11 protein-coding genes and 1 tRNA gene are annotated in these 11,837 nt (G+C 60.5%); 10 read left to right on the plus strand and 2 right to left on the minus strand.

The features are described from left to right. Window positions 1-128: 128 nt before the first annotated feature. Window positions 129-1,514, minus strand: a complete 1,386-nt coding sequence (gene gabP / locus ACNFBR_RS19155) for a GABA permease (protein WP_012270085.1) — start codon at window positions 1,512-1,514, stop codon at window positions 129-131. Window positions 1,515-2,155: 641 nt separating this feature from the next. On the opposite strand from gabP, the gene ACNFBR_RS19160 reads away from it, so the two are divergent. The 5 genes from ACNFBR_RS19160 (at window position 2,156) to ACNFBR_RS19180 (ending at window position 6,461) form a co-directional block, all read left to right on the plus strand. Next, on the plus strand, window positions 2,156-2,929 hold the full coding sequence (locus tag ACNFBR_RS19160; protein WP_003255746.1) for an ABC transporter ATP-binding protein: 774 nt from the start codon (window positions 2,156-2,158) through the stop codon (window positions 2,927-2,929). 11 nt (window positions 2,930-2,940) lie between these two features. Continuing rightward, the gene (locus ACNFBR_RS19165) at window positions 2,941-3,693 is read left to right on the plus strand and encodes an ABC transporter substrate-binding protein (RefSeq protein ID WP_416736317.1); all 753 of its coding nucleotides are present in this window, start codon (window positions 2,941-2,943) and stop codon (window positions 3,691-3,693) included. A 54-nt stretch (window positions 3,694-3,747) separates the two neighbouring features. Then, window positions 3,748-4,440 (plus strand): ABC transporter permease, encoded by a 693-nt coding sequence (locus ACNFBR_RS19170; protein WP_416736318.1) that lies wholly within the window; start codon window positions 3,748-3,750, stop codon window positions 4,438-4,440. Further along, window positions 4,440-5,129: an ABC transporter permease gene (locus ACNFBR_RS19175; protein ID WP_416736319.1), complete on the plus strand. Its 690-nt coding sequence runs from the start codon at window positions 4,440-4,442 to the stop codon at window positions 5,127-5,129. The genes ACNFBR_RS19170 and ACNFBR_RS19175 overlap by 1 nt, the downstream gene beginning before the upstream one ends. A 126-nt stretch (window positions 5,130-5,255) precedes the next feature. Further along, a complete protein-coding gene (locus ACNFBR_RS19180) occupies window positions 5,256-6,461 on the plus strand; it encodes a methyltransferase (RefSeq protein ID WP_416736320.1) in 1,206 nt (401 codons plus the stop codon). Window positions 6,462-6,752: 291 nt separating this feature from the next. Here the strand turns inward: ACNFBR_RS19180 and ACNFBR_RS19185 are convergent, their stop codons facing one another. Continuing rightward, the gene (locus ACNFBR_RS19185; protein ID WP_416736321.1) at window positions 6,753-7,049 is read right to left on the minus strand and encodes a DUF3077 domain-containing protein; all 297 of its coding nucleotides are present in this window, start codon (window positions 7,047-7,049) and stop codon (window positions 6,753-6,755) included. 566 nt (window positions 7,050-7,615) lie between these two features. Here ACNFBR_RS19185 and ACNFBR_RS19190 point away from each other — a divergent pair. From ACNFBR_RS19190 to ACNFBR_RS19210, 5 genes are all read left to right on the plus strand, one after another. After that, window positions 7,616-7,864 carry a hypothetical protein gene (locus ACNFBR_RS19190; RefSeq protein ID WP_416736416.1) on the plus strand — a complete coding sequence of 83 codons (249 nt, stop codon included), beginning with the start codon at window positions 7,616-7,618 and terminating at the stop codon, window positions 7,862-7,864. 98 nt (window positions 7,865-7,962) lie between these two features. Then, window positions 7,963-8,038, plus strand: a tRNA-Thr gene (locus ACNFBR_RS19195). 163 nt (window positions 8,039-8,201) lie between these two features. Further along, a complete protein-coding gene (locus tag ACNFBR_RS19200) occupies window positions 8,202-9,521 on the plus strand; it encodes a tyrosine-type recombinase/integrase (protein ID WP_416736322.1) in 1,320 nt (439 codons plus the stop codon). Window positions 9,522-10,450: 929 nt separating this feature from the next. After that, complete coding sequence (locus ACNFBR_RS19205) at window positions 10,451-11,431, plus strand: integrase domain-containing protein (protein ID WP_416736323.1); 981 nt, start codon at window positions 10,451-10,453, stop codon at window positions 11,429-11,431. Next, window positions 11,428-11,706 carry a hypothetical protein gene (locus ACNFBR_RS19210; RefSeq protein WP_416736324.1) on the plus strand — a complete coding sequence of 93 codons (279 nt, stop codon included), beginning with the start codon at window positions 11,428-11,430 and terminating at the stop codon, window positions 11,704-11,706. Before ACNFBR_RS19205 ends, ACNFBR_RS19210 begins: the two co-directional genes overlap by 4 nt. Window positions 11,707-11,837: the final 131 nt, after the last annotated feature.

An 11,837-nucleotide genomic window follows, 5' to 3' on the forward strand; every position in this document is an offset into this window, starting at 1 on the left:
TGCCACAAGCCCGACAGCGGTGCCGTCCCAGTAGGAGCAGCCTTGTGCTGCGAAGAGGCCCGAACAGGCAACAAAAAAGGGCCCGCCCCCCCCAGGGGCCGCCCCCTTTTCATTTCAGCCAGCGCGGATCAGTTATCCAGCGCTACCCTTCCAGCAGCTTCACGCTTGCGGTGCACCAGCAAGCCAGCCGCCACCACACCAATGCTCAGCAGCGCAGTCGCGATGATTTCGGCGCGGTGATCTTCACGCAGCGCCATTACCACCAGAATGGCAACGATGAAGGCAATGGTCGCCCAGGTCAGGCCCGGGAACAGCCACATCTTGAAGGTGATTTTCTCGCCGCGGGCCTCACGCTGAGCACGCATGCGCAGCTGCGACACGGCAATCACCAGGTACACCAGCAGCGCAATGGCACCCGAACTGGCCAGCAGGAACTCGAACACCTGGGCCGGGGCCACGAAGTTGGCGAACACGCAAAGGAACGCCGCTGCCGTGGACAGCAAAACCGCCACATGCGGGGTAGCCGCCTTGGTGGTGCGCTGAGCGATGGCCGGGGCGTCGCCACGCTTGCTCAGCGAGAACAGCATGCGCGAAGAGGTGTACAGCGCCGAGTTCAGGCAGCTGGTCACCGCGATCAGGACGACGATGTCGACGATCAGCTTGGCATTCGGCACGCCGATACGGCTCAGCACGGTCTGGTAGGAGCCGGTTTCGGCCAGCGCTGGATCGTTCCACGGCACCAGGGCCACGACCAGGAAGATCGACACCAGGTAGAACAGGCAGATGCGCCAGATCACCGAGTTGGTGGCACGGCTGATCTGTTTGCCCGGGTCCTTCGACTCGGCAGCGGCGATGGTGACGATTTCAGTGCCCATGAACGAGAACATGGTGGTCAGCATCGCGGCCAGCACGGCGCCCAGACCGTTAGGCATGAAGCCTTGGGTATCGAACAGGTGGCTGGCACCGCTCACCTGGCTGTTTGGCACAAAGCCGAACAAGGCAGCACAGCCCACGGCGATGAAGCCGATGATCGCCAACACCTTGAGCAGGGCGAACCAGAACTCGAACTCACCGTAGTTCTTCACGCTGCACAGGTTGGTCAGGGTGAGTGCCAGGGTAATGATGAGGGAGAAGGCCCACAGGTCGACCGCCGGGAACCAGGCATGCAGGATGGCGGCGGCGGCGTTGGCCTCCAGCGGAATCACCAGCACCCAGAACCACCAGTACAGCCAGCCAATGGTGAAGCCGGCCCAGCGCCCGATAGCGCGGTCGGCATACGTAGAGAATGAACCGGTGTCAGGCGAGGCGACCGCCATTTCACCCAGCATGCGCATCACCAGCACAACCAGCGTACCGGCGGCGGCATAAGCCAGCAGCACGGCCGGGCCGGCAGCTGCGATGGCGTGGCCGGAGCCTACGAACAGGCCGGCACCGATGACGCCAGCAATGGACAGCATGGTGACATGCCGTTGTTTGAGCCCCTGAGCGAGGTCATTGGAATTGTTACCGCTCATTGAAACTACCTTTGTAAGGAGTGGACCACTCCGACTGCGGGTACGGAGCGCGCCCGGGGTTGACCTAGGCGTCGCTGCAATCGGCGGTTTCCTACTGGCAATAAGCGCGCCATGTGCTGAATGCATTCGTCAGAAAATTCTGCAGGCCTTTTAGGACAAGGTTTGGAGGGCTTTCGGCCATACCTTGACCGAAAGGGCGCCAAATCATCGGATTACTGAAATACCCACTTACAAACGCAGCAAAGGTGCTCCCCGGTAACACCTGTGCACCACCGCAAAGCAATAAAGTGCAACCCGCAGGTACAACCCCCAGGCTCACTGCTACCTTCCTGGGTAAACCCGCACCTGGCTGGATCGTATGGCCTGTAGGAGCGGGTTTACCCGCGAATGGGGCAAAACCGCTTCCATGAGCTGGCCAAAGCTGGCACCATCGCGCCTTTTTTCATCAAGGCTCTGGTGCTGGGCGACACCTTCGCGGACATCTGCGCGACGTTACGCTGTAGCGATGCGACAAACTGCCCCACCATTGCCCACAGTCCCCGGCGACCCTGTTGGCCGTCATAATGCCGCTATGCTAGCTTGGCGCACGCCAGGAAGGCCGCCAATAGCTGGGAACGCACCCGAACACATGAGGACCGCACATGGCTCAGGCCACGCCCGCGCTGGAAATCCGCAATCTGCACAAACGCTACGGCGAGCAGGAAATTCTCAAGGGCATTTCGCTGACCGCACGCGACGGTGACGTGATCTCCATCCTGGGGTCGTCCGGCTCCGGCAAGTCCACCCTGCTGCGCTGCATCAACCTGCTCGAAAACCCGCACCAGGGCGAAATCCTGGTCGCTGGCGAAGCCCTCAAGCTCAAGGCCGCCAAGAATGGCGACCTGATCGCAGCCGACAACCGCCAGATCAACCGCCTGCGCAGCGAAATCGGCTTTGTCTTCCAGAACTTCAACCTGTGGCCGCACATGTCGATCCTCGACAACATCATCGAGGCGCCACGCCGCGTACTCGGCCAAAGCAAGGCCGAGGCCATCGAAGCCGCCGAAGCGCTGCTGAACAAGGTCGGCATCTACGACAAACGCCACAGCTACCCCGCCCAGCTTTCCGGTGGCCAGCAACAGCGCGCCGCCATTGCCCGTACCCTGGCCATGAAGCCCAAGGTCATCCTGTTCGACGAGCCAACTTCGGCGCTCGACCCGGAAATGGTCCAGGAAGTGCTTAACGTTATCCGCGCATTGGCCGAAGAAGGCCGTACCATGCTGCTGGTAACGCACGAGATGAGCTTTGCCCGGCATGTGTCCAGTGAAGTCGTCTTCCTGCACCAGGGCCTGGTCGAAGAGCAGGGATCGCCGCAACAGGTCTTCGAAAACCCGACCTCGGCGCGTTGCAAGCAATTCATGTCCAGCCACCGCTAACGGAGCAATACATGCACACTTACAAGAAGTTCCTCCTGGCAGCTGCTGCCACGCTGGTGATGTCGGCAAACGCCATGGCCGCAGAAAAACTGCGCATGGGCATCGAAGCCGCCTACCCACCGTTCAACAACAAGGATGCCAGCGGTAACGTGGTTGGTTTCGACAAAGACATCGGCGACGCCCTGTGCGCCAAGATGAAAGTCGAGTGCTCGGTCGTCACCTCCGACTGGGACGGCATCATCCCGGCCCTGAACGCCAAGAAATTCGACTTCCTGGTGTCTTCGCTGTCGATCACCGACGAGCGCAAGCAGGCTGTCGACTTCACCGACCCCTACTACTCCAACAAGCTGCAGTTCATCGCGCCGAAAAACGTCGACTTCAAGACCGACAAGGCTTACCTCAAAGGCAAGACCATCGGCACCCAGCGCGCCACCCTGGCCGGTACCTGGCTGGAAGACAACTACGGCGGCGACCTGGACATCAAGCTGTACGACACCCAGGAAAACGCCTACCTGGACCTGGTGTCCGGCCGTATTGATGGCATCCTGGCCGACAAGTACGTGCAGTACGAGTGGCTGAAGAGCAAAGACGGCTCCAACTTCGAGTTCAAAGGCGAGCCCGTGGTCGACAGCGACAAGATCGGCATTGCAGTGCGCAAAGGCGACCCGCTGCGCGAGAAGCTGAACGCCGCCCTGGCAGAAATCAAAGCCGACGGCACGTACAAGAAGATCAACGACAAGTACTTCCCGTTCAGCATCGAATGACCCGCCCTGACCGGCGCGCCCTCGTGGCGCGCCAGTCCCTAAAATGACCTGCCCATGAATATCGACCTGCACGGATTCGGTCCGGCCATGATGGCCGGCACCCTGATGACCGTAAAACTGGCGCTTTGCGCCTTGCTGCTGGGGCTGGTGCTGGGCCTGCTCGGCGCCCTGGCCAAAACCTCCTCGATCAAGCCGCTGCAGTGGCTTGGCGGCTTCTACTCGACCCTGGTTCGCGGCGTGCCCGAACTGCTGTGGGTTCTGCTTATCTATTTCGGCACCGTCGGGTTGATGAACGCCCTCGGCGAGGCCCTGAACATGCCGGGCCTGGAACTGAGTGCCTTCGCGGCGGGCGTAATCGCCCTCGGCCTGTGCTTCGGCGCCTACGCCACCGAAGTGTTCCGTGGCGCCATCCTGGCGATTCCCAAGGGCCACCGCGAAGCCGGCATGGCGCTGGGCCTGTCCAAGGGCCGCATCCTGTCGCGGATCATCTTGCCGCAGATGTGGCGCATCGCCCTGCCTGGCCTTGGCAACCTGTTCATGATCCTGATGAAGGACACCGCGCTGGTGTCGGTGATCGGCCTGGAAGAAATCATGCGTCACGCACAGATCGGCGTGACCGTGACCAAAGAGCCGTTCACCTTCTACATGGTGGCGGCCTGCATCTACCTGAGCCTGACCATCATCGCCATGACCGGCATGCACTTCATGGAAAAACGCGCCGCTCGCGGCTTTGCGAGGGCTGCATAATGAACTGGGAAGTCATCATCAAATGGCTGCCACGCCTGGCCCAGGGCGCGACCCTGACCCTGGAGCTGGTGGCCATCGCCGTGGTTGCCGGGTTGATCCTGGCCATCCCGCTGGGCATCGCCCGCTCCTCGCGCCATTGGTACGTGCGCGCCTTGCCGTTCAGCTACATCTTCTTCTTCCGCGGCACACCGCTGCTGGTGCAGCTGTTCCTGGTCTACTACGGCCTGGCGCAGTTCGATGCCGTGCGCGCCAGCTCGCTGTGGCCGTACCTGCGCGACCCGTTCTGGTGCACGGTGCTGACCATGACCCTGCACACCGCCGCGTACATCGCCGAGATCCTGCGCGGCGCGCTGCAGGCGATCCCCAAGGGTGAGATCGAGGCGGCACGGGCGCTGGGCATGTCGCGGGGCAAGGCGCTGTTCTACATCATGCTGCCACGCGCTGCGCGCATCGGCCTGCCGGCGTACAGCAACGAAGTGATCCTGATGCTCAAGGCCAGTGCCCTGGCCAGTACCGTAACCCTGCTGGAGCTGACCGGCATGGCCCGAACCATCATTGCGCGGACCTACCTGCCGGTGGAGATCTTCTTCGCGGCCGGGGTGTTCTACCTGGTGATCTCGTTCTTGCTGGTGCAGGGTTTCAAGCTGCTGGAGCGCTGGTTGCGGGTAGATGCCTGCCAAGGGCGCTGAGACCTCCTAGCCTTCTTCGCGGGCACGCCCGCTCCCACAAGTACTGCACAATACTTACCCTGTGCACTATAACTGTGGGAGCGGGCGTGCCCGCGAAGAGGCCCTGAAAACCACCACACACCTCCCATGCCCAACCACCTCCACAGCCACCACCTAAGCACCCGCTTCCAGGCCCTCGACCAGTTCCTGATCGAGCACCAGCCACTGTGGAAACCCCGCCCATTCACTACCCTGCAGCTGGACTGGGAAACCACCCACCCCGAGCTGGCCGGCCATCTGCGCCAATGCTCCCTGGTAGACGCCGAAGCCGATAGCGCCACTGACCGCTTGCCCGCCCCATTCCCGCAACTGGCCGAACAAGCCCGCCAACTCGCCGCCCTCGGTAGCCTTCCGCAGACCGATCTGCCCCCCGCTGCCCACCGGCTGGACGTGGCCGTCCCCGGTCGTAAATGGCAGCAGATCGAGGCCTTCGCCAGCCACCTGGCCTTCCACCAGCAACCCCGTCACTGGCTGGACTGGTGCTCCGGCAAAGGCCATCTCGGCCGCCGCCTGTTGCAACCCGGCCAGCAGCTGACCTGCCTGGAATACGACGCCGAGCTGGTCGCCGCCGGCCAGGCCCTGAGCGCGCACCATCATTTGCCAGCGCAGCATGTGCATCAGGATGTGATGGCCAACGACAGCGCCCGCCATCTGGCTGACGACAAAAGCGTGGTCGCCCTGCACGCCTGTGGCGACCTGCATGTACGCCTGATGCAACTGGCCAGCCAGCATGGGTGCCGGCAACTGGCCGTGGCCCCCTGCTGCTATAACCGCATCGCTGCGCAGCAATACCAGGCGTTATCCACAGCCGCGCAAGCGTCCAACCTGCAGCTGTCGTTGGACGACCTGGGCCTGCCGTTGAGCGAAACCGTCACCGCCGGCGCCCGCGTGCGGCGTCAGCGCGACACCTCGATGGCCCGGCGCCTGGGCTTCGACCTGCTGCAACGCCAGCAGCGCCAGAGCGACGCCTATCTGCCAACCCCATCGCTGCCGGTAGCCTGGCTGGAAAAGCCCTTTGAGCAGTACTGCCGCGACCTGGCCGAGCTCAAGGAACTGCCCTTGAACGGCAACCCGGATTGGGCCGCACTGGAAGCCGCCGGCTGGCAACGCCTGGCTGAGGTACGCAACCTGGAGCGCGTGCGCAACCTGTTCCGCCGGCCATTGGAGCTGTGGCTGGTGCTCGATCGCGCGCTGTTTCTCGAAGAACAAGGCTACGACGTGCGCCTGGGTCTGTTCTGCGATTACCCGCTAACCCCGCGCAACCTGCTCATCCTCGCGGAACGCGACCGTTAGCCGCTGCACAACCTGTGGATAAGTCTGTGAACAAGCTTGTGATTACCTGTTGGATCCAAGCGCTATTTCAAGCGTTCGGCTTATTCCGCCTTACGCGTCAAGCCCAGTAAAAACAGGCGTTTGCGCAAAGACCAGCGGTGTATGGACCCGGCATGCCTTTCGCGCAAGTCGCCAATGCCACTTGTGCATAAACATTTCTTGTGGTTGGCATAAGAGCCCGCACACGATCCCTGTAGGAGCAGCCTTGTGCTGCGAATGGGCTGCATCGCAGCCCCCGGCCATCTCACATTTTCAATGGGATTTATTCTTGGCGATCTCGATATCGTTCATCAGCGCCTTGGCCATATCGCACAGGTAATCAGCGGCCCCCAGGAATTTGTGGTCATCCTCCATATCCCCCTCGCGCACCAGGTGCTTGATGTAGCCCATCAGAATCGAGACATGCTCATAGGCAGCATCGACCGGGACGCCGGGCTCTACGCGTAGCAGGTTGAGGGATGGGTTACCGGCTGCGAGAAAGGTTTCTACGCCTGCGGTGGTGATTGGCTTTTGGCTGTTGCCAGACGGATCTGCATCAATCGTTTTCAAGTTTCAAACTCCTACGTTCAAAGGAGTTGCCATGTTCATTCTTTCTCACGGAATAAAGGCGGCAACCGTGCACGAGGTGAGAAACCGGGTGAACATAGGAAGCCCGGCCAGACCAAGGTCTGCCCGCGCACGGTCGCCATTACGCAGTCGATACGTTCAAAATCGGGTTCTCACACCCGGTCGCCAGAGCGACCCGGAAACGGTATCCGTGAGGCACTTCCCCGACAACAGCGATACTTCGGCGGCGCGCGTAGGATACTTCCGAAGCATCCGAGCCCTGAAGCTTTAGCCCCCTGGTTCAGAACTTTCATACAGCTGCTGGCCTCTTCGCGGGCTCGCCCGCTCCCACATTTACTGCACCGTTTTCAAGACCGTCGCCAATCCTGTGGGAGCGGGCAAGCCCGCGAAGAGGCCCTGACCAACAACACAAGGCTAATGCCCAACCGCCGTAACGGTGTATTATCCGCCCCCAAATCATTAAAAAGTGACGTCGCGCGCTGCCCGCCAGCCTCGTGACCTTCTGGCGTTGCGCCAGAACCGACAATGGACCAACGGACTTGACCATCGTGACCCGAGCCACCTCCCTCGCCCTGTTGACCTTCGCCCTGGCCCTGACCGGCTGCGCCAGCGGCACCGCGCCCCACTCCAACAGCAACCTGGGCTGGAACCACCCCGGCATGCAGTTGGGCGGCGACAACGGCCTGCCCCTGCGCACCGAAAGCCCATGCCGCAAGCGCGGCTGCGACAATGACAAGCTGTTCTTCAACCCAGGCAAAAGCGAGCCAAGCGTCAATACCATCCACCGCGGCTGGTAGGAAAAATCTCCTTTTGGGCCGGTAACTTAGGTCTTTTGCGAACAATCGCAACGAAGTGGTTTACAGGCGCCAAACGATCGCTATAATGACGCCCCATTGCCGGTATAGCTCAGATGGTAGAGCAACTGACTTGTAATCAGTAGGTCCCGGGTTCGATTCCTGGTGCCGGCACCATTCAAGGTTCCATAGAAAGCTTTCAAAATCTCTGGAACCCCCGAAAAACCCGCCTTCTGGCGGGTTTTTTCGTTTTGGCGTTCCGTCGGATTCCGAGGGTAGCCAGCGCTAATAAGGGTAGTTTTAAGGATAGAGGTCCGTTTCGATATCGGAGACTACCCTTATGGCCCGCACCACTGCCCCGCTTACAGACACCGCCTGTCGCACGGCAAAGCCCAGAGAGCGCGAGTACAAGCTCTTCGACGGCGACGGTCTCTACCTCCTTGTGCAACCCAACGGCCGCAAAGGCTGGCGACTCAGGTACGTGAAACCCGATGGCCGCGAAGGCCTGACCGCCCTCGGCAGCTATCCGGTGGTCGGGCTTGGCGACGCACGCCGCAAGCGCTTCGAGATCAAGCAGCAGCTCGCCAACGGCATAGATCCCATCCAGTACAAGCAACAAGCCAAGACCCAGGCCGTGATCAACGGCCGGACCTTCGAAAGCGTTGCGCTCGACTGGCATGCGAGCATGGTGCCGAAGTGGGCGCCCGGCCACGCCAAGACTGTACTTAGCCGGTTGAAGACTCACGTATTCCCTTTGATCGGTCCCAGAGCAATCGTTGAGTTAGACACCCACGACCTCATGCAGCCACTAGAAGCCGTGACGAAGCGCGGCACCATCGACGTGGCGCTCAGGATCAAGAACTACCTGCAAAGCATCATGCGTGAAGCCAAACGGCTGCGGCTGATTACGGCGAACCCGGCTCACGACCTCGATGGCTCGATCAAGACTCCACGGGTGACTCACCGACCCGCACTACCCCTATCGCGACTCCCAGAGCTACTGGCATGCATCGAGGACTACAGAGGTCGCCCGCTCACGCGCCTCACGGTGATGCTGTCGTTGCATGTATTCGTACGCTCCAGTGAACTGCGCTTCGCCCGTTGGAATGAGTTCGACCTCAAGCGCGGCATCTGGGAGATCCCCGACACCCGCCCGGCGCTGGACGGAGTGCCCTTCTCCACAAGGGGTACGAAGATGGCCGGAGACATCCACGTTGTACCCTTATCGCCACAGGCTGTGGCCTTGCTTGAGCAGATCCACGCGATCACCGGCAAGTTCGATCTGGTGTTCGCGGGGGATGCCAAGCCGTGGAAACCGATGTCCGAGAACACGGTGAATGCCGCGCTAAGGACGATGGGCTATGACACCAAGGTGGATATCTGCGGCCACGGGTTCCGAGCCATGGCGTGCAGTGCACTGGTCGAGTCCGGGCTGTGGTCAGAGATAGCGATCGAGCGCCAGATGAGCCACAAGGAACGCAACAACGTGCGCGCCGCCTATACCCACAAGGCCGAGTTCCTTGAAGAGCGCCGGATGATCATGACCTGGTGGAGCCGGTTTCTGGAGGCGAACCGCGAGGACCATGTGACGCCGCATGAATTTGCCAAGCAGACGGGCGAGAACGTCACGCGCCTTCGCAGTGCCAAGAGGACCGAGTAACCCGCCGCACCACCACCTCAACTAGCTGTGAAGTTACCCACAGCACCGCATGAAGCTCCTCCGCGCGGGTCCTTTCAAACGGGGCTGCAAAGCCGCCCCGTTTGAAAGGACCATACCTAAGAAAAAAAACCGCTGGCACAGCGTACGTCTGTGGAAAACCACAGATGTCCACCGGGGGATAGTTTTATCCACAGGCGCTAAATCCCTGAAATCGCTTTGCTTGACGAACATTGTCCACAGGCGTAGACCGGGAGTTGCAAGCGCTGTCGATGACAGCACCCTAGGTGACCCGAACCCTAAAGGTCACGCCGCTCCCGCGGTGGTTCTCCCCAAAGGCGATTCGCATCCGGCAGCTCGCCCGGTCACTACCCATGTGATGGATGCTCTTACACATAAAGCGCTCGTGCGCCAGATGCTCCGTACCTCGCTGCCCTGCAGCAACCTATCCGCTTGGCCGAATACTGCGCCAACCTGTGCCCGTCTCTTTTCTTGAAAAGAGACGGGCACTTCTACCACTGCTGCAGCCCTGATCGCACATGGCTTTGCGGCATTCCCCCTCGTGACAATCGGCGTGACAAACGCTGATGTCACCAGCAACAGCGCTGTAGATGATGGTGCCGCAGACCAAGGAATGGACTGCACCTGACTGACAGTCAGGTATGCCCCGGTCATCGCATTGCTGCTTGCACATGGCTCAGGATCTTCAGGCGCTGGTCTCGTCAGCCAGTGCTGCCTCCACCCGCCCACCGGTAACGGTGTTCAGGAGGCCAGATCATGAGATGCCCTTGCTCCCGGACGTAAGGAGCCGCCAGTCCCGCGTTAGAGGACACCCCCACAGGTCGCAGGGGCCTTGATCCCTGATAACACTCAACATTCTTGGCGGGATGACGTGGGGCGAGGATCGGAGAACGGTAGATGAGGTGACTGACATGGCATTGGTGGGTAGACGCAATGGCCGCAACTTTGGCTACGGTAGGCAACTGAGCTATGCAGGACCGCAGGCACTGAAAGACATGTTCGGCGGTGGCCACTACGGCACGGTCAAGGCGCACAGTGATCGATGGTTGGCATTCGTGAGGTGGTGCCGCTCCGAACAGGGGCCCGGCATCAATGATGCGCGGCAGATTGATAGAAAGGTGTTGGCCGACTACGCGGATTATCTTCGCGAGGTAGTTAGGCGCGGTGACCTCGCCATCAGCACCGCGCAAAATCGTCTATCCAGCGTTAACAGAACCATGGCGGCGCTTCGCGGTGATCAGTACGTGAAATTGCCCAGCCCGAGCAAGGCGTTGGGTATGCAGCGCACCGGGGTTCGCCACTCGGTGCCGCAGGGCCAAGACCGCGAACAGGTTAAGCAGATCGTTGATGCTCTTTGCGACCAACAACAACTACGGGCCGCCGCGATTGTTCTGTTGGCGCGAGCCACCGGCATGCGCTTGCGTGAGGCCATCTTGGCTGACCTGCCACGGTTAAGCCGTGAGGCTAGCAATCTAGGTAGGATTAACATTCAGGATGGCACCAAAGGCGGTCGCGCCGGTGCGTCGGCGCCGCGTTGGATTGCTGTGGACGGCCATATTCGAGATGCACTTAAGTTTGCAAGGCAGATTTCGCCTGCGGGTAGCCGCAACCTGATTGCGCCACACGAAAGCTATCTGACTACTCTGCAAGCAATCATCCGTCCTGCACGGGACGTCTTGCATGCACACAACCTCAAGGGCTTCCATGAGCTCCGAGCGGCGTACGCATGTGAGCGCTACGAGCAGATCACCCAACACACCGCGCCAATCAACGGCGGCCAATGTTGCCAGGTAGATAAGAACCTTGATCGTGAGGCCCGGTGGCAAATCAGCTTCGAGCTGGGGCACGGGCGGATCGACGTGGTCGCTGCTTACATTGGTGGGCGGGCATGAGTAAGCAATTCGACATGGAGCTGTTCTTGACCGGAGTGCTAACCGGCTCGCACGCGACCCGGCAACGCCATCTGCGACAGGCGAAAATCATCCAGGCTGAAATTACTGAGCGCTGGCAGCGAGAAACGCCCTGGTCTTGGCAGCGAAAACATGTGATTTGGTTTCTCGAGCATTGCCTAAATAAGCATAGTAGAGCGACACGATATTACTATCTACTAACTGTGCAGTTACTCGCTCATCGTTTAGGAAAATCATGGGTATTCATCGCTGAGTGAGGCCTATCTCTGATAATCAGGACCTTCAAGACGTGGCCTATGGTATCCGACGGATTCATCGAAGAAATCATATATACGAATTTCACGTCTCAACACACTGAAAACCTCTTGGTCGCTAGGGCATACGTTTT

This window comes from Pseudomonas sp. NY11955 (genome assembly GCF_048068035.1).
Lineage (GTDB): Bacteria > Pseudomonadota > Gammaproteobacteria > Pseudomonadales > Pseudomonadaceae > Aquipseudomonas.

Bases quoted from the DNA above. Each gene is read 5' to 3' on its own strand.
- gabP (WP_012270085.1), bottom strand. From the start codon at position 1,514: ATGAGCGGTAACAATTCCAATGACCTCGCTCAGGGGCTCAAACAACGG.
- ACNFBR_RS19160 (WP_003255746.1), top strand. From the start codon at position 2,156: ATGGCTCAGGCCACGCCCGCGCTGGAAATCCGCAATCTGCACAAACGC.
- ACNFBR_RS19165 (WP_416736317.1), top strand. From the start codon at position 2,941: ATGCACACTTACAAGAAGTTCCTCCTGGCAGCTGCTGCCACGCTGGTG.
- ACNFBR_RS19170 (WP_416736318.1), top strand. From the start codon at position 3,748: ATGAATATCGACCTGCACGGATTCGGTCCGGCCATGATGGCCGGCACC.
- ACNFBR_RS19175 (WP_416736319.1), top strand. From the start codon at position 4,440: ATGAACTGGGAAGTCATCATCAAATGGCTGCCACGCCTGGCCCAGGGC.
- ACNFBR_RS19180 (WP_416736320.1), top strand. From the start codon at position 5,256: ATGCCCAACCACCTCCACAGCCACCACCTAAGCACCCGCTTCCAGGCC.
- ACNFBR_RS19200 (WP_416736322.1), top strand. From the start codon at position 8,202: ATGGCCCGCACCACTGCCCCGCTTACAGACACCGCCTGTCGCACGGCA.
- ACNFBR_RS19205 (WP_416736323.1), top strand. From the start codon at position 10,451: ATGGCATTGGTGGGTAGACGCAATGGCCGCAACTTTGGCTACGGTAGG.
- ACNFBR_RS19210 (WP_416736324.1), top strand. From the start codon at position 11,428: ATGAGTAAGCAATTCGACATGGAGCTGTTCTTGACCGGAGTGCTAACC.